13 protein-coding genes are annotated in these 23341 nt (G+C 59.4%); 11 read left to right on the top strand and 2 right to left on the bottom strand.

Features of this window, described 5'->3' with window-relative positions; translation table 11 throughout:
• Positions 1 to 526 precede the first annotated feature (526 nt).
• From B3759_RS10640 to B3759_RS10660, 5 genes are all read left to right on the top strand, one after another.
• Positions 527 to 1294, top strand: coding sequence for a DsbA family protein (locus B3759_RS10640; protein ID WP_291365888.1), 768 nt, complete (start codon positions 527 to 529; stop codon positions 1292 to 1294).
• A 282-nt stretch (positions 1295 to 1576) separates the two neighbouring features.
• Positions 1577 to 3001, top strand: coding sequence for an NAD(P)/FAD-dependent oxidoreductase (locus tag B3759_RS10645; RefSeq protein ID WP_291365889.1), 1425 nt, complete (start codon positions 1577 to 1579; stop codon positions 2999 to 3001).
• Positions 2985 to 4193, top strand: a complete 1209-nt coding sequence (locus B3759_RS10650) for an NAD(P)/FAD-dependent oxidoreductase (RefSeq protein WP_291365890.1) — start codon at positions 2985 to 2987, stop codon at positions 4191 to 4193. The genes B3759_RS10645 and B3759_RS10650 overlap by 17 nt, the downstream gene beginning before the upstream one ends.
• Positions 4190 to 5629, top strand: a complete 1440-nt coding sequence (locus B3759_RS10655; RefSeq protein ID WP_291365891.1) for an FGGY family carbohydrate kinase — start codon at positions 4190 to 4192, stop codon at positions 5627 to 5629. Before B3759_RS10650 ends, B3759_RS10655 begins: the two co-directional genes overlap by 4 nt.
• A gap of 99 nt (positions 5630 to 5728) precedes the next feature.
• A complete protein-coding gene (locus B3759_RS10660) occupies positions 5729 to 7264 on the top strand; it encodes an amino acid permease (RefSeq protein ID WP_173574347.1) in 1536 nt (511 codons plus the stop codon).
• A 191-nt stretch (positions 7265 to 7455) separates the two neighbouring features.
• On the opposite strand, the gene B3759_RS10665 is transcribed toward B3759_RS10660, so the two are convergent.
• Both B3759_RS10665 and metH read right to left on the bottom strand, forming a co-directional pair.
• Entirely contained in the window at positions 7456 to 9687 is a 2232-nt protein-coding gene (locus tag B3759_RS10665) for a multicopper oxidase family protein (protein WP_291365892.1), read from the bottom strand.
• Positions 9688 to 9956: 269 nt separating this feature from the next.
• Positions 9957 to 13472, bottom strand: coding sequence for a methionine synthase (metH, locus tag B3759_RS10670; protein ID WP_291365893.1), 3516 nt, complete (start codon positions 13470 to 13472; stop codon positions 9957 to 9959).
• A gap of 2 nt (positions 13473 to 13474) precedes the next feature.
• On the opposite strand from metH, the gene B3759_RS10675 reads away from it, so the two are divergent.
• The 6 genes from B3759_RS10675 to B3759_RS10700 all read left to right on the top strand — a co-directional run bounded on the left by B3759_RS10675 (position 13475) and on the right by B3759_RS10700 (position 23265).
• A complete protein-coding gene (locus tag B3759_RS10675) occupies positions 13475 to 13654 on the top strand; it encodes a hypothetical protein (protein WP_291365894.1) in 180 nt (59 codons plus the stop codon).
• 69 nt (positions 13655 to 13723) lie between these two features.
• Positions 13724 to 14170 (top strand): hypothetical protein, encoded by a 447-nt coding sequence (locus B3759_RS10680; protein WP_291365895.1) that lies wholly within the window; start codon positions 13724 to 13726, stop codon positions 14168 to 14170.
• Positions 14171 to 14485: 315 nt separating this feature from the next.
• The gene (locus B3759_RS10685; RefSeq protein ID WP_291365912.1) at positions 14486 to 16609 is read left to right on the top strand and encodes a peptidase domain-containing ABC transporter; all 2124 of its coding nucleotides are present in this window, start codon (positions 14486 to 14488) and stop codon (positions 16607 to 16609) included.
• A 3-nt stretch (positions 16610 to 16612) separates the two neighbouring features.
• Positions 16613 to 18067 carry an HlyD family type I secretion periplasmic adaptor subunit gene (locus tag B3759_RS10690; RefSeq protein WP_291365896.1) on the top strand — a complete coding sequence of 485 codons (1455 nt, stop codon included), beginning with the start codon at positions 16613 to 16615 and terminating at the stop codon, positions 18065 to 18067.
• Between the two features lie 161 nt (positions 18068 to 18228).
• Positions 18229 to 20061: a tetratricopeptide repeat protein gene (locus B3759_RS10695; RefSeq protein WP_291365897.1), complete on the top strand. Its 1833-nt coding sequence runs from the start codon at positions 18229 to 18231 to the stop codon at positions 20059 to 20061.
• 60 nt (positions 20062 to 20121) lie between these two features.
• Positions 20122 to 23265: a glycosyltransferase gene (locus tag B3759_RS10700; protein ID WP_291365898.1), complete on the top strand. Its 3144-nt coding sequence runs from the start codon at positions 20122 to 20124 to the stop codon at positions 23263 to 23265.
• Positions 23266 to 23341 lie beyond the last annotated feature (76 nt).

The raw sequence follows: 23341 nt of genomic DNA on the forward strand, positions 1-23341 counted from the left end.
GGACGCAGGCGTGAGTATGAACTGACGCCGCAATTGATGTTAACGTACGGACCAGAGAAATTCCCTGTAAGTACATTCAACGTTCCATCAGACTCTTTTAAAGAAACAGAGGCTGATTTTCAATATATTTTTTACAAATATAGATCGTTATATCTACTTAAATGTATAATATTTTTACAAATATACTTATAATGTTAAAAATAATTCATTAAATTACTATTTGATTTTATATTTTATTTTCGTTGTATTTAGCGTGTGAATTCCACTGCGGTTCCTGTAAAAATAATCCCGAAAAAATAATGATTTTTCTGAATGTGCAGGATAAACAAAAAACTATATTGAAAAAGATCTTTGTTATATATTTAAACTTTTAAATTAGATCGAAAATTCATAATTTGGACCGGAAAAACTTTGATATAAACAAAGCAGATTCAATCAGCAGAATCCAGTGTCGTCCAGTCTCATCGAAAAGTACTCCCGAGGGCAACCGTTCACACTATCCCGCCTCTCCGCTACACTCTGGAGCATGATACGCAACCAACGCTCCCGGGTCCGCACCGCATTGCTCGCCGTGCTGGCCTCCACCTCTCTGTTCAGCAGCCTGTCTGCCCGTGCAGATAGCGGCTTTACGCCTACCCAGCGCAAAGAGATCGTCGATATCGTGCGCGAAGCCCTGAAACAGGATCCTTCCATCCTTGCCGACGCCGTGGCGGCGATGCGCGCTCAGGGTGAAGCGGCGCAGCAGGCCGCCAGCCTGAAGGCCGTGCATGAAAATGCTGGCAAGTTCAGCGCTACCACCACGGATGTCGTGCTGGGCAACCCGCAGGGCTCCGTGACGGTCGTTGAGTTCTACGATCCACGCTGCCCTTACTGCCGCAAGGTGCTGCCGGTGATCGACCGACTGGTGGCCGAAGATCCTGACCTTCGCTTCGTCGAGAAGGTAATCCCTGTGCTGGGGCCGAACAGTCAGCTGGAAGCGCAGGCTCTGCTGGCCGCGGCTCGTCAGAACGCCTACCTCAAGTTCCAGCATGCCCTGATGCTGGACAGCCAGCCGCCGTCCATCGACCGTATCCGCTCCATCGCGAAATCAGTGGGTCTTGATGTGGCGACGCTTGAGAAGGACATGAAGGGGGCAGAGGTCACCAGCCTGCTCAACGAAAACCTCGAGCTGGCCCGCAAGGTCGGTGTCGATGGCACACCGACCTTCATCATTGGCGAGAAGACAGTCATCCCGGGCGCGGTTTCGGAAGCCGACCTGAAGGCCGCCATCGCGGCGGCGCGAAAAGCGAAATAATCCGCATGGGACCGGATTTCATGACGGTCCCATTTCTCTGGTCAAAGCCAGCCTGTTCCAGAGCTGGATCGCACTGCTCCAGTCATATTTCAGCTTTCTGACAGCGATGCTCGAAAGTAGGGCAGACTGTTCCTCAGTCTGAAAATTTTTCTGCCTTGCAGCACCTGTCAGATAAGGTGCTGAGGGAAGCTGTCCCGGACACTGCTCAACCAGCCTTGATCTTGTTGCGGTAGAGAAACATAATCTACGCATGACGATCGCACAGCTTTTCTGGACAGATGTATGACGGAGACAATGGCTGATGACAGCCTTTATGACATAGCGATCATCGGCGGAGGTGTCGTCGGCTGCGCTATCTTCCGCGCCTGCGTGCTGGCTGGCGCGCGCACCGTGTTGCTGGAAAAGGGCGGCGATCTGCTGGAGGGTGCGAGCAAGGCCAACAGCGCCATTCTGCATACCGGTTTCGACGCCACGCCGGACACGCTGGAAGCGGCCTGCGTGAGGCGGGGGTACGCCTTGTATCGTGAAATCTGTGCCGACATGAACCTGTCGGTGGTGAAAACCGGCGCCATGGTCGTGGCGTGGACAGACGAGGATCTCGCGCAGTTTCCGAAAATCATCGAGAAGGCGGCACGCAACGGCGTGACAGTGAGGCTTCTGGATGCACGAGAGGCGAGGGAGCGGGAACCCGCGCTGGCACACGATGTGCGTGGCGCAGTGCTGGTCGAAGGCGAGCATCTGATCGACCCGTGGTCCGCACCTTTGGCCTATGCGAGACAGGCGCTCCTCAATGGCGGCACGCTGTTGCGGCGGGCACTGGTTGAAGGCGGCATGCGGCAGGATGGCGTCTGGCATCTGGACATCGCGGGCAAACCAGTCGTTCAGGCCCGAACGGTCATCAACTGCGCCGGGAATTATGGCGATCTGGTCGAAGCCATTGCCCGACCTTCGCCGTTCCAAATCACGCCCCGTAAGGGGCAATTCGTGGTCTTCGACAAGACGGCTCATGATCTGTTTCGCACGATCATCCTGCCGGTGCCGACAGCTCTCACGAAAGGCGTGGTCGTCACGCGCACAGTGTTCGGAAACGTTCTTGTCGGACCGACAGCAGAACCGCAGCAGGCACGCGAATTTCCGACAGTCGACCACGATAATCTTGAAGCGCTTCGTAAAGCCGCTTTCCGGATCATCCCGGCCCTGCGCGAGCATGATGTTACGACCACCTATGCGGGCCTGCGCCCTGCCACGCAGTTCAGTGACTATCAGATCGAAGCCCTGAAAACCGAAGGCTGGATCACCGTGGGCGGTATCCGTTCGACCGGCCTGACCGGCGCGCTGGGGATCGCCGAGCATGTCGTGACGCTGTATCGCGACAACTTCGCGGACCCTGCGCCGCTGAAGGATGTGGCTCTGCCGCAGATGCCCAATCTGGTGGAGGAGCGGCCGCGTCCATGGATGCAGCCGGAGCGCGGGCCAATCGCCTGCCACTGTGAGCGTGTCACAGAGAAGGAAATCGAGATCGCGCTGAAGGACGAGGTGCTTCCGGCCGGAACACTTGGTGGCCTGCGACGGCGGACACGCTGCATGATGGGTCGCTGTCAGGGTTTTTACTGCACGCGTCGGGTTATGGAACTTGCGGAGGCGCATCTGCCGGGACTGGTCACACCGATCGGGGAGGACCAGAGGGGAGATGGGCGCGATGTATGATGTGCTGATCGTCGGCGCAGGGCCTGCTGGGCTCAGCGCGGCCCGTGTCCTAAAGCGTGCGGGGGTCGAGAGGATTGCCGTGCTGGAGCGCACGCGTGAGCCGGGCGGTCTGCCGCGTTATTGCGGCCATCCGGGGTTCGGCATGCTGGACTTCGGTCGGCTGTGGAAAGGACCGCGCTACGCCCGAGCGCTGACGGAGGCGGCAGGCGTGCCGATCCTCACCGATACGACCGTAACGGGCATCGAGCCCGGCGGGGTTGCGCATGTGTCCACGGAGCGCGGGCTGGAAACATGGTGCGCGCGCGCCATTCTGCTGGCGACCGGCACGCGGGAGACTCCGCGTGGGCCACGGCTTGTCTCCGGCACGCGGCCCTGGGGCGTGACCACAACCGGCGCGTTTCAGGAAATGGTGATGAAGGGAATACGCCCATTCCAGAATCCGGTCATCATAGGCAGTGAGCTGGTGTCGTTTTCCGCCCTGATGACGGCGCGGCACGGGCAGGTGAACCCTGTCGCCATGATCGAGGAAAACGCACACATCACCGCCCAGCGTCCGGCAGATGTTCTGGCGGCGATGGTGTACGGCACGCCCATTCTTCTGAGCACCAGGCTGGTCTCGATTCTTGGTGGCGAGCGGGTTGAAGGCGTGGAAATCGAGCAGGATGGCGAGCAGCGGACGCTGGCCTGCGATGGCGTGGTGTTCACAGGAAAATTCGTGCCAGATGCCATTCTGGCCCGGACATCCGGTCTGTCTTTGGACAGGGGCACGCGTGGCCCGGCAATTGATTCCACCTTCCGCACGCAGGATCTGCAGGTGTTTGCTGCGGGTAATGTACTGCGGGCGGTGGAACATTCCGGTCAGGCCGCGCTGGAAGGCCGCGCCGCCGCGCGGATGATCCTGCGGGCGCTGGAGGGGAAACTGCCGGACCTTGGTTCCGCAGTGCCGGTGGCATGTGGAAAGGGTGTGGCCAGCGTCTGGCCACAGCGTCTTTATGCCGCACCACGGGGCAGGATCGTACTGCATGCGAGGATGGAGATGCTGCAGCGAGGCGTGCTTCGTCTTTCGGATGAGCACGGCCGCACCGTGGCGCGTCGGCGTGTAAGCGTCCTGCCTGAACGACGGGTAGAACTGGCTGTCTCCGCCGCCATGCTGGTGGGCGTGTCCACACTCCGGCTGGATGTGGAAAAATGAAAAGCTGCCTCGCCATCGATCAGGGAACGACTGGCACCAAGGCTTATCGGGTCTGGAGTGACGGGCGGATGGAACTGGTGGGACGACGTTCGCACCAGCAGTTCCTGCCGGCACCGGGACTGGTCGAGCATGATGCGGAAGAGATCCTGCGTCACATTGAGGAGCTGATCGCCGAGGCCGGACCGATTGATGCGCTGGCTCTGACTAATCAGGGCGAGACCGTTGTGGCGTGGGATGCCGAAACCGGCGTGCCCATCGGTCCCGCCATCGTGTGGCAGGATACGCGGACCGCTGATGTTGTAGCGCGCATGAAAGAAGAGGGGCTTGAGCCGGAAATCAAAGCGCGTTCCGGTCTGCCGCTGGACTGCTATTTCTCGGCTTCCCGGCTGCGCTGGTATCTGGATCACGTGCCGCAGGCCCGCCTTCTGCGTGAGCAGGGACGGCTGCGTTTCGGCACCAGTGACGCCTTCTTTCTCGATCGTCTGTGCGGTGTTTTCGTCACTGACGTCTCCACGGCCTCGCGCACTTCGCTTATGAATCTGCGGACATGTGAGTGGGATGAGACGCTCTGCCGTCTGTTTGACGTTCCCATAGAGTGTCTGCCGTCCATCCGACCCACGGTCGGCGCGTTCGGGCTGCTGCGTGACCGGAATATCCCTGTCCGGGTCAGCGCCGTGGATCAGCAGGCGGCCCTGTATGGGCACGGACTTCAGCATCCCGGTGATGTGAAGATCACGTTCGGGACTGGCGCTTTCGCATTGGCGCTGGGGGGCAAAGGATCATGTGGAGGCGGTGAGGGAGGCGTGCTTCCCACCGTGGCATGGCGGTTTGCAGGGCGGTCTGCTGTCTACGCGCTGGAAGGCGGCATCCTGACGGCGGGGGCGGCGGTCAACTGGGTGGAAGGTCTCGGTCCGGGTTTCTCCTGCGCGGATGAGAAAACGCTCGAAGCGGCGCAGGCGGCGGAAAAGGGTGTTTTTTTTCTGCCGGCGTTGCAGGGGCTTGGATGCCCATGGTGGCAAAGAGACGCGCGCGGCAGCTGGGTTGGGCTTGGGCTGGATACGCGTCCGGCGGACATGGCCCGCGCCGTTCTGGAAGGCATCGCGTTTCGTTCCGTTCAGCTTGTGAAGACTTTCGCTGCGGCAACCGGTCAGGTTGCTAAACGGATTTCTGTTGATGGTGGCTTGGTCAGCAATCGCTGGTTCATCCAGTTTCTGGCGAACTGTCTGGATGCGACAGTGCATGTGCCGGAGCAGGTCGATGTGACGGCGGCGGGGCTGGGACGTTTCTGGCTGGATGACGAGGCCACTCAGCCAGCGCGGGCGAGCGAGGCTGGCTGGCGTGTGGTCACGCCCCGTCCGAATGGAGCCGAAAGGCGCTGGCAGGACGCCTTTGATTGCATGACCCGGCAGGCGATCGAACGCTGTGCAAAAAGCTGATTGCATCATTGCGATATCGTCATGATAATGCGGTAATCAGGGTCATCATGCCCCGACGACGGCCAGCATGCCGGGACATGAACAGCAGAGGATCTCTCAATGGAGACCAACAACCATAGTGACGAGGACGCTGGCGTACTCGCCTCCATGGGTTATGCCCAGGAACTTTCACGAAGCATGAAAGGCTTCTCCAACTTCGCCATTTCCTTTTCCATCATCTGTATTCTTGCTGGCGGCATCACTTCCTTCCAGCTTGGTTTTTCATCGCTTGGTGGCTTTGGCGTCGCCGTGGGCTGGATTGTGGGAACGATATTCGCCACCATCGTCGCCTGTTCCATGGGGCAGATTGCCTCGGCCTATCCGACTGCGGGCGGTCTGTATCACTGGTCGTCCATCCTCGGGGGGCGCGGCTGGGGCTGGGCTACGGCGTGGGTGAACCTGCTTGGCCTGATCTTCGTGCTGGCGTCTGTGAATGTCGGCGCCTACACGCTGTTCACACAGCTGATCTTGGGCAATATTTTCGGTGTGGATGTCTCGGGCTGGGGCTACGGGCACCAGATCGTGGGTGTTTCCCTGATTGCGGCCTCACAGGCGCTGTTCAATCATGTCGGCATCAGGATCACGAAAATCCTGACGGATTTCTCCGGTTATCTGATCCTGTTCGCAGCCGTGCTGCTGACCGTCATGATGCTGTATTGCGCACCGGGTTTCCACTGGGAGCGGCTGCTCACCATCGTGAACAACACGGGTGCTGCGGGTGGCGACGTCTTCCCTCATTCCGACAGCCTGATCTATGCGTTCTGCCTGTCGCTGATTCTTCCGGCCTATACCATCACAGGCTTTGACGCCTCGGCTCATGTGGCGGAAGAGACGATCGACGCACGTAATGTCGTGCCGCGTGGCATGATCAACGCCGTTCTGATTTCAGGTCTGTTCGGTTTCATCATGGTCTGCTCCTTCGTGCTCGCCATGCCTGATCCGACAGCGTCCGCCTCTCAGGGCGGCGATGTGTTCTTCAACCTGCTTGCACAGCTTCCCGTGCCGAGCTGGCTGCGTAGTCTGATGTATGTGATGATTGTCGTCGCCAACTATCTCTGCGCGCTGGCTGGCATGACCTCCACGTCCCGCATGGTGTTCGCCTTCGGTCGTGACGGCGGACTGCCGGGCTCCAAGCTGTGGCGCTATGTCAGCCCGACCTACCGCACGCCGGTTCCGGCCATCTGGCTGGTGGCGGTCCTGTCCTGCGCCGTGACGCTCTATTCTTCCGCCTTCGCGGCATTGGCGGCAGGTTGCGCCATCTTCCTGTATGTCTCCTACGCCATGCCGATCGGCGCGGGGATTCTGGCGCAGCGCAAGCGTGATGTGATGACGGGGCCGTTCCGTCTGGGATCGCTGTCCACACCGTTCGCGGTCATCACGGTTCTGGGGTCGCTGATGCTGGTCTGGATCGGTATCCAGCCGCCAAACGATATTCTGATCAGCTACGTGGTGGGTATTGTCGTCGTGCTGCTGGCCGGATGGTTCCTCGTCGAGAAGAAACGGTTCAAAGGCCCGCCTCTGGGAGGGCTTGCTCCGACAGCAACGGACAGCATGCTGGAGGAAGAGATTGCCGAGGAACTGAGCGCCAGAACCTGAGTTTTTCTTTTCTTCGCTTTTGCGGAGGCAGTTTCTGGATTCGGTCAGTCTTTTTCGTCTGACCGAATGACCACAGGACCGTCTGGTCCTGTGGTGTGAAAGACGCGGATGCGAAACCACCATCGTCGCGGCCCGCAAGGCAAAACAGGGGAGGACCGGTTGGCGCCGGTCCTTTCTGATTCGATGCGCTCTTACATTGCTCCGGAGTGTTCATGCTCCATGGCGGACATGTCTGCCCCGGACATGGAACTCATCTGGTTTTGCTGATCCCCATCAATCGACACATAAGTCATCATGCCCTGATCCTCATGATCAAGAATGTGGCAATGCAGCATCGCGTCACCGGTAAAATCCTCGTAGCGCGTGCGCACGACTGTTGTGAAGCCGGGTTTCACAAAGAGTGAATCCCGAAAGACGTGATACTGATCGCAGAATTCCGGACTGTAATCTGCGTCATCTGTGTCGCTGTCATTCTTCAGGCGATATTTCAGCTTGCAACGCCCACCCGACATGAAGATCGATTCACCGGTATTGTCGTCGATGATATCCATGATCTCCACCGGATTGACGTGAATGTGGAAGACATGCTGCCCGGCGGCGGTGCCGGTTCCCATGGTGCGAGCGCCAATCCGCCATTCATCCACGTCCCCAAGATGTACATGGTAAATATGGGTTGGGTCCATGCTGAATGGTAACGCGCTGGTGCCATCGACCGTCACCAGTTCATTCTGGACAAGGCCGATCATGCCGTTGATGCTCGTGTCCGGCATGGCCTGACCCGGCGGCAGCACGGCGCCGGAGACAAGCGGCATCGTCAGGGAGCCAAAGAAGGCCGTGGGATGGTGGGTTATGGAGAGATCGGAAAGATCCTGCCCCGGCATCATGCCTTCCGGAAAATAGGCGAAATCGGACAGATCGAAACGGGCGAGGCGAGCCCGCACAAAAGCAGGTAGTCCTTCTGATCCTTCCTGAAGCAGGCGATGAATCTGCGTTGTCTCGCTCTGCTGCTCCGCATGGGGCGTGTCGTTATCCTCAACGGATACCGCGGCAATCACGGACGGAGACTTGCCCTGCGGGCGAGATCTGCGAGGGATAACCGTGTTTAAAGTGTCGCCGCCCTGATCGATGATGCAGTACAGGCCGGGCTGACGGAAAGTCACCAGCGCATCGCTGCGTTGGCCGGGATAGAGATAATTGATGTCCTTGTGAGAGATATTCTGACGGGTCAGTCCGTCCGCAGCGATTTCATACTGTCCCACGGTTTCTCCGTCGCAGGTCATTTCTGAACTGGACTGTCGGGCGTAACGGGGAAGTCGAAGGCGTTTCTCGCTGTCTCCGGAACGTGCTTTCACAATCTGGATGTTCAGTGTGTCATGCACGCCACCGGCAATCATGCGCCACCGTTCAACCTCGCCTGCTCTGACATGCAGGACAGGCTGCGTCTCCCCGTTTACAAGAGTATAGCGTCCGGAGAGTATCCACGCATCCCGACTGGTGCCGTCTGCATTTTTACGACTGCTGATAAACTGGCTGCGGAAGTTCTCGACGCCGCCTTCTGCGCCTTTCGGGCAGGTCCAGGCTCCGGTTGCACTGTCCTGAAGCAGGGTGCTGTGTGTTGCATCACTAAAGCAGCCATACGGAATCTGCTCGAACAGCATGATACGTTCGGCAATTGGTATGCCGGAACGATCATGAAGGATCGTGTCGATATCCACGACACCGCCATTTCGGGTACGGTCTGCATAGCGGCGACGTCCGCGAACAATCAGCGCACCTTCTTCACCGCTCGCCACGCCGATGGACGTCGCACCGTGTTGGTGCGCGTGATACCAGAATGTGCCGGCTGCATGTGTTGCAGGGATCGCGTAACGATAATCCCATGTGCCACCAGCGGGCATCACGGTATGCATGACATTGTCGGCATGACCTTCCGGAGAGACGTGCATGCCGTGAAGATGCAGGTTTTGTCGGTTGAAACATGCCGGTGTGTTCAGTGTTTTTGGGCAATCTGAGGCTGGATCAACGGGAAGATTGTTCTGAAGGTTGATCTTTAGTTCATCGCCGGGTGAGACCACGATCGTCGGTGCGGCGAGGCAGCCGTTATAGGAACGCAGCCGTACTGGGTCGTTTGCGTTTTCCTGTGGATTCCAGATGTGATTGTGCGAATAGGCCAGTGTCAGATCAGCCGTGACCGTCTTGCCGGAACGCCTGACCGTGTCAGCTCCGCAGGTCGACTGTGTTTCCCGTAGACGCGATGACCAGAAACCCGGATGTGATGGCTCCTTGAAAGCGTGGTTGAAAGCAGGAAAATCCCTGTCTTTTACTTCAGGAAACAGGGTCTGCGCGTGAATGGACGCAGTTGAGAAACAGAGGAGGGCGGAACCGGCCAGCACCCCGGCACAGTAGAGTTTTTGCAACGACATGAGAAACCCGCAGCGATTTCATCACCTTGATAGTTAAAGGTGATTTCCGGAAGCGGGTTTAATTCCATCGTTTGTGACGCAGAGTGACAGTTCGATGATGTTCTGATGACATACGCGTTTATTGGAAAAGCCACGTGTGAATCACAGAACAGTTTTTGGTGAAGCTTTTTTCAAAAAGCTTCGAAGAATATCGCCTTTTTGAAAAAAGGCGACGCCCAAAAACTTTTACTGTTTATCGGCAGCTTTCAGGAAAAAGCTGGACGAAACACTCACACCGTGAAGTATTTCGCCCGCGGATTCAGAATAACCAGCGCCGAAGTCGACTGCTCCGGATGCAGCTGATAGCCGTCCGACAGCGATACACCGATCTTCTCCGCATCCAGCAGCTTCAGGATCGGTTCCTGATCTTCCAGACGCGGGCAAGCAGGATAGCCGAACGAATAGCGCGAGCCGCGATAACCCTGCGACAGGAGTTTATCCATGTCGCGGTCATCCTCGCCGGAGAAGCCAAGTTCGGCACGGATGCGCTTGTGCGTGTATTCCGCCATCGCCTCGGCTACCTCGACAGACAGGCCGTGCAGATAGAGGTAGTCCTGATAACGGTTTTCCTCGAACCACTCGCGGGCCATGTCGGAGGCTTTCTGCCCGACCGTCACCACCTGCAACCCGATGACGTCACGCTCGGCGTCATCCACGTCACGCACGAAATCGGCGATGCACTCACCGTCCTCACGCGGCTGACGCGGCATAGTGAAGCGGGCCACTTCGGTCTGCCCGTCCTCTGCGAACAGGATCAGGTCGTTCCCCTGTCCGGCGGCCTTCCAGTAACCATAAGCAGCACGCGGCTTGAGAATGTCCTCCGCCTCGCACAGCGTCAACATCCGGCGGAGCACGGGACGCAGTTCCTGACGCGCCCAGCTCAGGAAGTCCTCCAGCGTGCGGCCCTGCTTCTTGAAGCCCCACTGGAACTGATAGAGCGAGCGCTCATTGAGGAACGGCAGCACCGCGTTGGTCTCGGCCTCGACCACGCGCGGCCCCCAGAACGGCGGCTTGATGACCGGCTCATCCTTTGTGATCCGATGACGACGCGCCTGCGCGGCGGCCACATCCACCGGCCCGAACCCGCGCTCCTCGGCGGCTTCCGGCGTGCGCGGCGTGGCGCGCTTCGCCTTGCCCTCACGCCGCTTGGCGATGGCGGCGGCGTAATCGTCGAACTTGCCCTGCGCGACCACATCCATCAGCGAGAGACCGTCGAACGCATCGCGGGCATAGGCCACACGACCATGCGTGCCATAGGCGGCGGCGCAGTCATCCTCGACATAGTTGCGGGTCAGCGCCGCGCCTCCGAGAATGACCGGAAGCTCGATCCCCTGTCGGTCAATCTCCTGAAGATTCTCGCGCATGATGACCGTGGACTTCACCAGAAGCCCGGACATGCCGATCGCATCGGCCTTCTCGGCTCGGGCGGATTCGATCATGTCCGCCACCGGCACCTTGATGCCGAGATTGACCACCCGATAACCGTTGTTGGTCAGGATGATGTCCACGAGATTCTTGCCGATATCATGCACGTCGCCCTTCACGGTCGCCAGCACGATCGTGCCGCGCGCCTGTCCTTCGACACGCTCCATATGCGGCTCAAGCCACGCAACAGCGGCCTTCATCGTCTCGGCGGACTGAAGCACGAACGGAAGCTGCATCTTGCCGGAGCCGAACAGTTCGCCCACCACTTTCATGCCGTCCAGCAGCACGTTGTTGATGATGTCGATCGGCGGCATCTCCTTCATGGCTTCCTCAAGGTCGGCCTCAAGCCCCTTGCGGTCACCATCGACAATCCGATCCTTCAGTCGCTCCGGCGCGGTCTCGGCCTTCGCCTTCTTCGCAACATCCGCCGCCTTCCGCCCCTCAAAGAGCGACAGGAACTTCTGGAGCGGATCATAGTCCTCGCCGCGACGGTCGAAGATCAGATCCTCCGCGACCTTCACTTCCTCGGCGGGAATCAGGTGCAGCGGTCGGATCTTGGACACATGCACGATCGCGCCCGTCATGCCCGCCTTCACGGCATGATCAAGGAACACCGAGTTCAGCACCGCGCGTGCCGCCGGATTCAGACCGAAAGAGATGTTCGACAGGCCGAGGATGATCTGGATGTCCGGGAACTTCTCCCGGATCATGCGGATGCCTTCCAACGTCCACTGACCCAGCTTGCGGTCATCCTCAACACCCGTCGCGATGGTGAAGGTCAGCGGGTCGATCAGCAGATCCGACTGCGGCAGACCGTACTGGTCACACGCGAATTCCACCAGCCGCGAAGCGATGCGGAGCTTGTCCTCCGCCGTCTTCGCCATGCCAACTTCATCGATGGTCAGCGCCACGACCGCCGCACCGAACTTGCGGGCCAGCTTCATGCGGTCGTGGGCGATCACCTCGCCATCCTCGAAGTTGATCGAGTTGATGATCGGCTTGCCGCCATGCAGCTTCAGCGCCGATTCGATGACCGGCGTTTCCGTGGAGTCGATCACCAGCGGGGCGTTCACCGAGGAAGTGAAGCGGCGGATGACCTCGTCCATCTCCGCCTTCTCGTCACGTCCGACGAAAGCCGTGCAGACATCCAGCGAGTTCGACCCTTCCGCAACCTGCTCACGCCCGACGGCGACACAGCCATCCCAGTCATGCGCTTCCTGAAGCTCGCGCCACTTCTTCGATCCGTTGGCGTTGCAGCGCTCGCCGATGGAGAAATAGGCGTTTTCCTGACGCAGCGGCGTCTGGCTGTAGAGACTGGCGACGGACGGCACCCATGTCGGGTTGCGCTTCGTCGGCGCGGGACGATGCTTGCCGGACGGCGCGCGGCTCCGAAGCATGGCGTCGAGGGCGGCGATATGCGGCGTGGACGTACCACAGCAGCCGCCGATCATGTTCAGCCCGTCCTCAATGATGAAGCGCTCCATCCACAGCGCCATCTCTTCCGGGCTCAGCGGATAGTGCGTCTGGCCGTTGACCAGTTCCGGCAGACCGGCGTTCGGCAGCACGGAGATCAGACGCGGCCAGTTCTCGGACAGCCAGCGGACATGCTCGGCCATCTCCTGCGGACCCGTGGCGCAGTTCAGGCCGATTAGATCGACATCGAGGCTCTCCACCACCGTCGCGGCGGCGGCAATGTCCGGGCCGACCAGCAGCGTGCCGGTGGTCTCGACTGTGACCTGCACGAAGATCGGCGTGTTCACGCCCATCTCGGCGCGGGCGATCTTCATGCCGTTAACGGCCGCCTTGATCTGGAGCGTGTCCTGGCAGGTCTCGATCAGGAAGGCATCGACGCCACCCTCGATCAGCCCGCGTCCCTGCTCGGCCAGACCGGCTTCCAGCGTGTCGTAATCGATGTTGCCGAGAGACGGCAGCTTGGTGCCGGGGCCGATGGAGCCGAGCACGTAACGATGACGCCCGTCATCGAACTGGTCAGCGGCCTCACGCGCCAGCGTTCCGGCAATACGGTTGATCTCGCGGGCGCGGTTCTGAAGATCGAACTCAGACAGCGTGATTGGCGACCCGCCGAAGCTGTTGGTCTCCACCATGTCCGCCCCGGCCTCGAAGTAGCCGCGATGGATCTCGCGCACCAGTTCCGGCCGCGACAGGTTCAGGATCTCGGTGCAGTTCTCCTGCCCCCAGTAGTCCCGCTCAGTCTCGAGATCGAGTGCCTGCACACGCGAACCCATGCCGCCGTCACACAGCAACACCTGTTCCTGCAGGGCTTCGAGCAGCGGGGGACGGGAAGAGCTTGAGGAGGTCATTTATGGACTACCGGATATTCGGAGGATGCAACCCGTATGAGACGGGAGAGGACGGCGGTTATTCCAGAGGGGGCCTGTCCTGTCCAGAGAAACGACCGTCTGGTGAGACAGGCCGGTTCCAGCCTGTGACAAAAATCGGACAGCGTATTGTCCTGTCCAAGCCGATGTTTGAGTGCGTTTGAAACGGACAGCGGAATACTTTACCTTAATCTGAGAGGCTATACTTTAATATCTTACAGAATGATCCGTCTTTGATTCCCCTGACCATCATTAGTCCTGCCGAATCAGCATTGTGGACAGGAGATCGCCGTCGCACGGCTTTTCTTCTGAACACGACGGAAGAGAAAGTGTCCGAAGACGGATGGGGGCAGATTGAGCAGCTTGCTCCTGCAACCCCACCTTTTTCTGGGCTATCGGTCAAAAAAACAGCGTTTTCTCCTGTGACGGCTTCTGTCATGGTCAGTGGGGCCACAGCGGAAGAGACGCTGCGCCATGACAGTTCATGCCTCTGTTGCGTGGGGCGACCGGTGCTGGTTGACCGACTATTGTCCCTCATTCAGGAGCGTGCACGAGGACATTGTACATTCTTTCGCCACATTGCTCTCGTTGTTTCTCCCGAACAGCAGCATGTTGTCGCCGAAGAACTGAAAGCCAGCCCGTTGCTGGCAAACATGTTCAGTACTGAGGTAGAACGGTAACCAAAAATCATTCTTTCTTGCGGTAATACGGCCTCAATGACTTTGTGGAACAATGCGATTTAATTTCCGGAAGTAAAATTTCCGGGAGACAGGAAATCATCCGCACGGCATATCGAGGGCAGCGGTCACACGTTTTGTGTGGTAGAGGCCGTTCAGCGTTTCCTGCACAGTGAAACGCGGGCACGTTTTATAGAGGACGATCTGTGGCTTCAGTCGATAACGCGAACGGCACACCCAATCCCCAGACCGACGCCTTCCATTATCCGGTTGCAAGCCACCATCGCCGCAGCCCGCTTTCACGGTCTCGAACTGGATATGCGGGATTTTGCCGGTGAGCCGGGTGAAAGCAGCCCATCTCCGGCAACCCTCGTCCGTTGGCTGACCGATCAGGGCGCCGTGGCGAAGGGGATGAACATCAAGTGGCGATATCTCGTCAAGATGAGCAACTCCCCGCCGATCGTCCTGATGTTCCGTGACGGCTCTGCCGCCCTGATGGTGAATGCTGATGCCGCTCGCGGTATCGTCTGGCTGCGCGATCCGATGGCCGGGGAGGGCGTTGCGCCCGTGCCGGTCGACGAGATGCGGCTCAATCAGGTCTGGACGGGCGACATCCTTCTGATCAAGCGTCGGAAGGACCAGTCGGAAGCCGACGCGCCGATCAATGCGGCGTGGCTCGCCAAGATGGTGCTGCGCGAGAAGAAGTCGCTGCGTGATATCGCCATCGCCTCGATGACGCTCAGTATCCTGCAGATCTTCCCGCCGCTCATCGTCATGCAGGTCATTGACCGCGTGGTGAACAACCGCTCCATGGCGACGCTGGTCTCGATCACCGCCATCGTGCTGGTTTTGTCCTTTTATGAAGTCCTGCTGTCCTACGGTCGGCGCGAACTGACCCTTGTTCTGACGACACGTATCGACACCCGGATCTCGCTACATCTGTTCAACCGTCTGCTGGCTTTGCCCCTCGAGTTCTTCGAGCGTGAGCAGGCCGGTAATGTCATCGGTCGTGTCATGGCCATCTACAAGGTCCGTGACTTCATGACCGGCCGTCTCATGTCGACCTTCCTCGATATGTTCACCTTGGTCGTTATCCTGCCGTTCCTGTTCTATCTGAGCTCGACACTGGCCTGGATGACGATCGCGGCTTCGGGCCTCATCGGCCTTCTGGTCGTTGTCTTCATGGGGCCTGTCGGTCGCCAGATCGGTAAGCTCATCAAGGCGGAAATGAAGCGTTCCGGTGTGATGTATGAAACCGTCGCCGGTATCCGGACCATCAAGACGCTCGCCCTTGAGACGTCCCGTAAGGAAGAGTGGGATGAGTGCACGGCTGGCGTGGTGCAGGCCAAGCTGGATGTCGGACGAATGTCCAACTGGCCGACCAGCCTCAGTATGCCGCTGGAAATGTTCATCAACCGTGGCGTGATCCTTGTCGGCGCTTACCTCGTGCTGACGGATGCCGCCTCCGTGGGTGCGGGTGCACTGGTCGCCTTCATGATGCTCGGTGGACGTGTCGCGTCCCCGCTGACGAATCTCGCCAAGCTGCTCGATGACCTGAATGAGGTGACTGCCTCACTCGCGGAAGCGGGCACGGTGCTGAACCAGCCGACAGAGACCAAAGCCCTGACCACCGGTATGCGCCCGCGCATCAAGGGTGCCCTGTCCTTCATTGATGTGAACTTCGTTTATCCGGGCTCCACGGCAAAGGCCCTGAACGATGTCAGCTTCGAGGTTCCGGCCGGAACGATGCTGGGGCTGGTGGGCCGTTCGGGATCTGGTAAATCAACCATCACCCGACTGCTTCAGGGTGTGAGCCGGTCCTATACCGGTTACCTGAAGCTGGACGGCGTCGATCTGCGTGAAATCAATCTGACCCATCTCCGTCGTTCGTTTGGTGTGGTGCTTCAGGACAACTTCCTGTTCCGCGGCACGATCCGTGACAACATCACGGCAGGTCGTCCCGGCCTCACCATTGATGACGTCGTGCGCGCCGCCCGCCTTGCTGGTGCAGAAGAGTTCATCGAGCGTATGCCTGCGGGATATGATACGTGGATCGAAGAAGGCTCGACCAACATTTCCGGTGGTCAGCGTCAGCGTCTCGCTATTGCGCGTGCCGTGATCTGTGATCCGAAGCTGATGATTCTCGACGAGGCGACCTCGGCGCTCGATCCCGAGAGTGAGGCGTTGGTGAACGCCAATCTGGAGCGGATCGGCAAGGGGCGTACGATGGTGATCGTCTCGCACCGTCTGTCTTCGCTGGTGAACTGTGACATGATTCTGGTCATGGATCGCGGTCGCGTGGTTGATGTTGCCCCCCATGAGATTCTTCTCGAGCGCTGCTCGATTTACCGGACGCTTTGGATGCAGCAGAACCGCCACACGGAAGGGCGGCCTGGTCCCAGTGCCGCCGCCGATGCTCCGCTGATCGCGGAAGGAGAGTGACCGATGACCCAACAGGACGTTGTGCCCGCTTCCGGTGATGAAGAGAAATCCCCGGACTTTCTTCCGGAAGCGACTGACCCATTTGCCCCGAATGATCTGCCGCCAGCGCTGCTTGAATTTCATTCGCCCAGTGCTGCGCTGGTCAACATGCCGCCCACGGCGACCGCTCAGTATATTACTTGGCTGATCGGCGGTCTTACGCTCGCCAGTGTGGTCGTCATGAGCGTCTTCCCGCTCAACCGCGTGGTGACGACGCCGGGCAAGATCGTTTCGACCCAGCAGACCCTTGTGGTCCAGCCGCTGGAAACATCGATTATCCGCAGCATCGACGTGCATGAGGGTGACTTCGTCCATAAAGGACAGGTGCTTTCCCATCTCGACCCGACCATCAGTGACGCCGATATCGAAAACATGCTGGCTTTGAGCCAGAGCTATTCCGCCGAAGTGGATCGTCTGAGTGCCGAAGCGGAGGGCCGTGATTATGTGCCTGATCCGAGCAACCCGGCGACAACGCAGGAGGCGGCGACCTTCCTGCGCCGTAAGGCCGAGTTCGACGCGAAGGTAAATAATTATCAGGAGCAGATTGCTTCGCAGACCAGTGACCTTCAGGGTTTTCTGGCCAACGCGGCTATGTTCGGCGCCAAGGCCAAGGTCTCCCGCGATGTTCACACCATGCGTCTGCGTTTGCAGCAGGATCAGGTCGGCAGCCGTCTTTCCACATTGGGCGCGCAGAGTGACCTGATGGAGAATGAGCGGTCGCAGATTGGTGCGCAGCAGCAGGCCGCCAGCGCCCGCAGCAAGATTCGCGCGCTGGTTTCCGAGCGGCAGAATTATATCGAGACGTGGAAAGCCCAGATCTATCACGATCTCAGTGATGGACAGCGCCATCTCTCCGAGGCGGAAAGCAATTATCGCAAGGCCAAGCTGCGCAAGAGCATGACGACGCTGGTGGCCGGTGAGGACTCCATCGTCCTGACAATCGCCAAACTGTCGATCGGGTCGGTCATTACCACCGGTAATGAGCTCATGACTCTGGTGCCGGTCGGCAGTGGTCTGGAAGTTGAAGCGCATCTTAACGGTTCGGAAGCGGGCTTCGTTCAGCTGGGCGACAAGGCTCTCCTGAAATTCGCGACCTTCCCCTTCGCCCAGTATGGCGGGGCCGAAGCGACCGTGCGTGAAATCAGTGCGGACTCCTTCAGTGCGCAGGGCGGCGGCGGTGCTGGCGGCGGTGGCGGTGGATCAGCTTCACAGTCTTCCGACCCGAGTGCTGCACAGCAGGCCTACTATCGTGTGCGTCTGCGTGTGGATCGCTATACACTGCATGGTGTGCCGTCCTTCTTCCATCCGCATCCGGGTATGCCTGTGACAGCAGACATTCAGGTGGGCAAGCGCACCGTGATGCAGTTCCTGCTCAACAGCATTATGCCTCTGGTCACCGACGGCATGAGAGAGCCATAACGGAAACAGAGTTCTTATCGTCTAGCTCCGGTCGTCTCACCGCTCACGACCGGAGCCTGTCTATCCGGAGCGGCCTTATCTGACAGTCTGCGCAGGCTGTCACACATGATGATCATCCAGCGGTATTCTGCCGATCCAGCCATGCCCGGGGAGGACTGCTCTTGAGTCTGCTTTCACGCCTGTTTACCCGTCGCTCACCCGAGAAGCGGCTTCAGTACGGCCTCCAGCTTATTGAAGCCGAGGATTTCGCGGGGGGCTTTGCCGAAATCAGCGCCGCTGCCCAGACCGGCAGGCCGGAGGCGCAGTTCCGTCTCGCCCGTCTTTATCTCGACGGCATCGGTATTCCACGTGACCTGGTTGAGGGCGGCCGGTGGCTCCGCAGGGCGGCGGAAGCCGAGTGGATCGAGGCGCAGTTCGTGCTGGCGACGCTGTATCTGGTTGGTCTGCCGGAAGCCGTCGAAAGCGATTCCTTCAATCTGACGGATGTCGCGCAGAATGTGACGGGTCAGCCCAACTTTCATCGGGCGGCGCATTGGTCAAAACTTGCGGCAGATGCCGAGAATCCGGATGCTCAGGCGCTCTACGGCTATGTGCTGAATGCGGGGCCGGAGGATCTGCGCAATCCTGAGGAATCCCTCGTCTGGTATGAGCGGGCGGCCAAGGGTGGCAGTCCGCAGGGGCACCTCGGACTGGGTCTGGCAGGGCTGCATTCCGCCCGGTCCGATGAGGAACTCGCCAAGGCGATCGAGCATCTCAAGATTGCGGCCGATGCCGATGTCGGTTCGGCTCTTTATCTCATGGGTATCGCCTATGAGCGGGGGGCGGGCGCACCTCATGATCCGGTTGCAGCCACAGAGTGCTACGGCAAGGCAGCTGCCCATAATGTCCGGTCGGCGCAGGCCCGTTATGGACTGGCCCTTCTTGAAGGCCGCGGCATTGAAAAGAATCCCTCGAAAGGCGAGACGTGGCTGCGCAAGGCGGCTCTTGCCGGGGACACGGAAGCCTGCGCCCTGCTGGGTGACATCCATGCGCGAGGCGGTGATCTATCCCCCAATTATCTCGAAGCCGCGAACTGGTATCGCCGCGCTGCGGAAGGCGGTCATGCCGCTTCCGCCCGCGCACTCGGGATGCTGTATCTCACGGGCGCAGGTGTTACCCGTGATGAGGACGAGGCGGCGAAGTGGTTCCGCTATGCTTCTGAAAAGGGAGATACCGCCAGCTCCGCCGATCTGGGCAATCTGCTTCTGATGGGGGGCGGCACAGCCGAGGACAGGCTGGCGACCAAGGCCTTGTATGAAAAGGCTGCCCACTCGGGTGATCTGATCGCAGCTTTCAATTTCGGTGTCTGTCTCGCTGAGGGCGTTGGCACGGAACGGGATGAGGAGCAGGCGGCGCACTGGATGCGCAAGGCGGCCGATGGCATCATCAATGCCCAGTACTGGTACGGCCGGATGCTGATCGACGGGCGTGGTGTGCCTGCCAATCCCGAAGAGGGACGCGAGTGGATTCGCAAGGCGGCTGTCGAAGGCATGGTGGACGCTGAACATCATTACGCGCAGCTTCTGGTCGCGGGAGAGGGTGGTCCTGCGGATCATGCAGAAGCGTTCGTCATGTTTGAACGTGCTGCGAAGCAGGGAAATGCCAACAGCATGTTTGCGCTGGGCGCCATGCTGGGCGGTGGGCATGATGTTCCTGAAGACCGGCAGCAGGCTCTTGAATGGTTCCGACAGGCAGCTGAACGCGGACATGTTGGGGCGCAGTTGATGATGGGCCGTTATCTGACGCGTGGTCTTGTCGGAGAGCCCGACATGGAAGAAGGGCTGATCTGGTATCGCAAGGCCGAGGCCGCCGGACTGGCGCAGGCCAGTGCGGACATGGCGCAGCTGAAATTCCCCTTGCGGGAGGCGAAACCGGAAGCGGACAGCAGCGCTGAAAAACCTGCCACTTCCACAGAGGAGGCCCAGTCCGCAGACTCTCACCCGGCCGTTGGTTAGGGATCGTTGGCCAGACGTTCGACAGCCCGAGGTCGCTCCCGATCCTCTTCCGGAACGGCAGTGGCGGAAGCTCTGAGCGCAGAGATTGCAGATGACAACGATTCGGCCATAGCGGGCCTCATAACGCCGCAGGACCGGGAAAACTGGGAAAAATGGGCCTGTGAGCAGGCCCAGAATTCATTCGATAATGGGGAAGCCTGCTGGAAGGCAGGGGATACTGTCGGCGCGCTCGGGTGGTTGGAGCGTGCTCACCGGATGACCTCCGACAGTCCGAATGTGATGCTGCTTCTCGCCGTGGTCCGACAGGCCTGCGGAAACGGCACCGGAGCGATCGCTCTTCTTGAAACACTGACAGCCCGCCATGACGTGGCCCGACTCTGGTGCATGCTCGCGGCCGCCTGTCTCAGGCAAGGCCAGGTGGAAGCGGCGGTCGGTGCATTGAAGCGGGCGCTTTCGTGTCATGTCTGCACAGAAGACATGGCTCTTCTGGCTGATCGGATCATAGCGGCGGCGGGCTGTCCCGGCTGGTGTGGGCTGGATGATCTGGGCGCGATCAGGGTAGGCGGTGACATCAGTCGTCTGCTTGCGGTTGATGCGGATCGCCGTCCAGCCCGGCGTAAAAAGCGGCTCTCTTCGGTATCCGATCGACTGACTGTCCTTGTTGATGGTGAGGTCTGTCCTATCCTGCGGGACGAAATCGGCCTGCTGCATCCAGACACGCCGGATGATTTCTGGAGCACGGACCATCTGGAAGTTCTGTGGGATGGTTATCCGCTTCCGGGCAGCCCGCTTTATCCTTCCGTGGCCATGCGGGTCGAAGGGCTGGTTGAAGCGGCGGATGAGGGTGTTGTCGGATGGGTGTGGCATCCGGCCAATCCGGATCGAGCTCCTTTGCTGCGGGTTCTTGAAGCCTCTACAGACCGTGAGATCATGACGTTTACGGCGGAAGAGCTTTCACCGGACGCCAACTCCGACATTCCCTTGTCCCGCTTTCGGCAGATTGCCCTGTCAGGCGAAGATTTGCCTGCGGGCTCGATTCGAATTGTTGATGAAACGGGGCGGGATCTGACAGGCAGCCCTCTCGAGCCGGGGCGTGTATCCTCAACGTCCAGAAGCAAAAAACAGGCCTCTCGCAAGAAATCACGTTTGACGCCGGCCTCGACAAAAACCCGAAGCTCCAGTGCCGCCGTGCTGATTGTCATTCCGGTCTATCGCGACGTGGCAGGCACAAAGGCCTGTCTTGAAAGCGTGCTGGCGTCGCTACCGACCGCATCCCGCAATAGCCCCCGTGTTCTGGTCATCAATGATGCATCGCCGGAGCCGGAGATGGCGCTGATGTTGCGTGGTTTTGCGAAAGACCCACGAGTCGCCGTGAAAGACAATACGGTCAATCTTGGGTTTGTCGCGACGGCCAATCTTGGTCTGGAGGCGGCCCTGTCCGGTCAGGCTCGCGCCCGTGATATCGTGCTGCTGAACAGCGACACGCTTGTCGCCGGTGACTGGCTTGAAGAGTTGCAGATGGTTGCCTGGAGTGCGCCTGAGATCGGCACGGTCACGCCGCTGTCGAACGATGCGACCATTCTGTCCTATCCGAATGTGGTCGAGACAAACCCGACACCCACGCTCGACCAGACGGCCATTTTGATGAAGCTGGCCCGCTCCGCCAACAAGGGCGTGGCCATCGATATTCCGACGGGGCACGGGTTCTGCCTCTATATCCGTCATAACTGTCTGGAACAGACAGGCCTGTTGCGCGCCGATCTGTTTGCGCAGGGCTATGGTGAGGAAAATGATTTCTGCCTGCGCGCCTCTCAGGCGGGATGGCGGAATGTCGCGGCTCCCGGAGCGTATGTTGCGCATGTGGGGTCGGTCTCGTTCGGAGCCACCCGCACCGGCCTGCTCCGGCGCAATCTGGCCCTGCTCAATCGGATGTATCCCGATTACAACGTGCTGATCGCCGAGCATGTGGCTGCCGATCCGTTATTCGAGACGCGACGGAAGATTGATCTTCTGCGCTGGCGTCGGGCGGCGCGTCTGTATTCCCGGGAAAATTCTTCCGGTGAGCCATGCCCGGTCGTGCTGATGGTGACGCATGATTATGGCGGCGGTGTCGAGCGGGTAGTGCGTCAGCGTGCGGCCATGTTGAAAGCCGCGGGGGTTCGTGCCGTGTTGATCCGGCCGGTCAAAAAGGGCTGTCGCATTGAGGGCGGAGTGGACGAGGATGATATTCTGTCCGCTTCCTTTCCGAATCTGCGTTTCAGTCTGCCGACCGAATGGCCGCGCCTGCTTCGCCTGCTGACGGCAGATCCTGTCGATCATATCGAATGGCACCATGCCAGCGGCCATCACATGGCCATGCGGGAAATCGCGTCCGTGCTTGGTGTTCCCTACGATGTGTATGTGCATGATTATATCTGGTTCTGCCCCCGTATCTCTCTTGTAGGCAGGACACGTCGTTACTGTGGCGAACCGGATGTCGCCACCTGCGAGGCATGCGTGACGACGCAGGGCCGGAGTGTGGATGACGACATGCCGGTTGCCGATTATGTCTTGCGGTCGGCCAAGGAACTGGAAGCGGCACGGTCGGTGATCGTTCCCTCCGACGATACGGCTCAGCGGATGCGCCGCCATTTCCCCGCGCTTGAGCCGGTTATTGCTCCTCTTGAGGATGACCGTCCTGATCTGTCGCTGGCGCAGTACTGTCGACTTTTTCCGTCATCGTCCTCTCAGGGCTCCATCATGGGTCTGCCGCGTACGCCCGGGCGCTTCCGGGTCTGCGTGGTCGGGGCGATCGGCAAGGAAAAAGGCTATGATGTCCTGCTGGCTGCCGCACGGGAGGCGCGTGAGCAGGGGCGTCCAATAGAATACGTGATTGTCGGGCACACACCCGACGACGCGGCCCTGATGGAAACCGGCCATGTCTATGTCACAGGCTGTTATCGTGAAGAGGAAGCGACTGCGCTGATTCGGGCACAGCAACCGGATTATGGGCTTATTCCGTCGATATGGCCTGAAACATGGTGTTTCGCTCTGGGCGTGACATGGCGGGCGGGGCTGAATGCTGCGGCTTTCGACCTGGGAGCTGTTGCAGACCGGATACGGACAACAGGAAGAGGCCATATCCTGCCGCTTGGTATATCGGCAGAGCAGTTTAACGTGATATTGATTTCTCTCTGTCAGCACTCAGTCGAAAGGCCATCGTGAAGAGTTCTATTCAAACAGAGATCAATTGCCGCCTTGTCTGTCTGCTTTAGTAAGAATTCTGTTGAAAAAGTCGCTT

The sequence above is a fragment of the Acetobacter sp. UBA5411 genome, from assembly GCF_002409645.1.
Classification (GTDB): domain Bacteria; phylum Pseudomonadota; class Alphaproteobacteria; order Acetobacterales; family Acetobacteraceae; genus Acetobacter.

Coding starts and splice junctions, on each gene's coding strand:
- B3759_RS10640 (WP_291365888.1), top strand. CDS start 527: ATGATACGCAACCAACGCTCCCGGGTCCGCACCGCATTGCTCGCCGTG.
- B3759_RS10645 (WP_291365889.1), top strand. CDS start 1,577: ATGACGGAGACAATGGCTGATGACAGCCTTTATGACATAGCGATCATC.
- B3759_RS10650 (WP_291365890.1), top strand. CDS start 2,985: ATGGGCGCGATGTATGATGTGCTGATCGTCGGCGCAGGGCCTGCTGGG.
- B3759_RS10655 (WP_291365891.1), top strand. CDS start 4,190: ATGAAAAGCTGCCTCGCCATCGATCAGGGAACGACTGGCACCAAGGCT.
- B3759_RS10660 (WP_173574347.1), top strand. CDS start 5,729: ATGGAGACCAACAACCATAGTGACGAGGACGCTGGCGTACTCGCCTCC.
- B3759_RS10665 (WP_291365892.1), bottom strand. CDS start 9,687: ATGTCGTTGCAAAAACTCTACTGTGCCGGGGTGCTGGCCGGTTCCGCC.
- metH (WP_291365893.1), bottom strand. CDS start 13,472: ATGACCTCCTCAAGCTCTTCCCGTCCCCCGCTGCTCGAAGCCCTGCAG.
- B3759_RS10675 (WP_291365894.1), top strand. CDS start 13,475: ATGGACTACCGGATATTCGGAGGATGCAACCCGTATGAGACGGGAGAG.
- B3759_RS10685 (WP_291365912.1), top strand. CDS start 14,486: ATGCGGGATTTTGCCGGTGAGCCGGGTGAAAGCAGCCCATCTCCGGCA.
- B3759_RS10690 (WP_291365896.1), top strand. CDS start 16,613: ATGACCCAACAGGACGTTGTGCCCGCTTCCGGTGATGAAGAGAAATCC.